The 1,166-nt window shown below is 34.1% G+C and carries 1 protein-coding gene; it reads left to right on the forward strand.

The features are described from left to right. Nucleotides 1-202 precede the first annotated feature (202 nt). Nucleotides 203-1,129 carry a sacsin N-terminal ATP-binding-like domain-containing protein gene (locus ADIS_RS22310; RefSeq protein WP_010854398.1) on the forward strand — a complete coding sequence of 309 codons (927 nt, stop codon included), beginning with the start codon at nt 203-205 and terminating at the stop codon, nt 1,127-1,129. The last annotated feature ends 37 nt before the right edge of the window (nt 1,130-1,166 follow it).

Consider the following 1,166-nt stretch of genomic DNA (forward strand, 5'->3'; position numbering starts at 1 on the left):
TTAGTACCTGTAACTTTTGGTCCAACAAATGGGGAGTATTATACAACAGCGTGTATGTGGCAATAGCGGGTGAAGTGGTAAATCGAAGGTTTGTGCTTCCAATAAACTTTGTGCAAAACGGAAAGGTAAGTGCTTCTAATCCGCTACTGCACATACATGCAAACCGTTAGCACTCATTTTAAAAAGACACAGAACATAAATAATGACGACATATTTAGAGACAGTTCAACAGAGCAAGAATTACAATAATTACAAGCTGACTGCTGACAAGGTTATTCAAATCTTATCAGACGTTAGAAATGAAAGAACTAAATCCCGAAGAAGATGGATTTGGGAATTAATGCAAAACGCAAAAGACGTCCCAAACATTTATGGTGGTGTGACTATTGAAATCACATTAAAGGAAAATGAATTTATTTTTAGTCATAACGGAAACCCTTTCAGAGTAGAAAATATTACCGGACTAATCCAACAAGTAAGTTCAGGGAAACCTTCTGACAGCACAAACAAGAGAATAACAGGCAAGTTTGGAACGGGTTTTATTAGCACACATTTACTTTCAGACACGGTAACCGTAAAAGGAATTGTTGAACAAAATGGACTATTACCAAAGACTTTTCAATTTGAACTAAATAGAAAAGCGGAAAAATCAGAAGACTTAATCACTTTTATAGCCGAAGAGCTTGACAAAATTGAGAAAATTGAAGACGAACATATTTTCCCAACAAGGCATAATTATCATTCGCAAAGAAAAGAAACAGATTTTGACACTGTTTTTATTTATCCTTTAGAAAATCCTGAATCAAGAGAAGCTGCAATAGTTGGAGTTGAAGACCTTGCTTCTACTTTACCGCAGACACTATTTTTTGTTGAAGAACTTAAAAAGGTCATAATCAATAATGAGATAACAGGAAAGCAAATCACTTATGAATTGTTTGAAAACAATAATGATGGTAATTTCTATTTTCCAGTTATTAAGGAAACTATTAACGGAGCAACACAAGATTTATGCTTCATTCACTATAAGGACGATAAACTGGATTTAGCTATTCCGATTAACAATCATAGGGAAAGAAGTATTAAGATTATAGAGAAATCAGCAAGACTATATCGTGATTTCCCGGGATAGTTCATTAAACTGTGTCTAAGGTTAAATCTTTCCTTCA

This window comes from Lunatimonas lonarensis, assembly GCF_000390185.1.
GTDB lineage: Bacteria > Bacteroidota > Bacteroidia > Cytophagales > Cyclobacteriaceae > Lunatimonas > Lunatimonas lonarensis.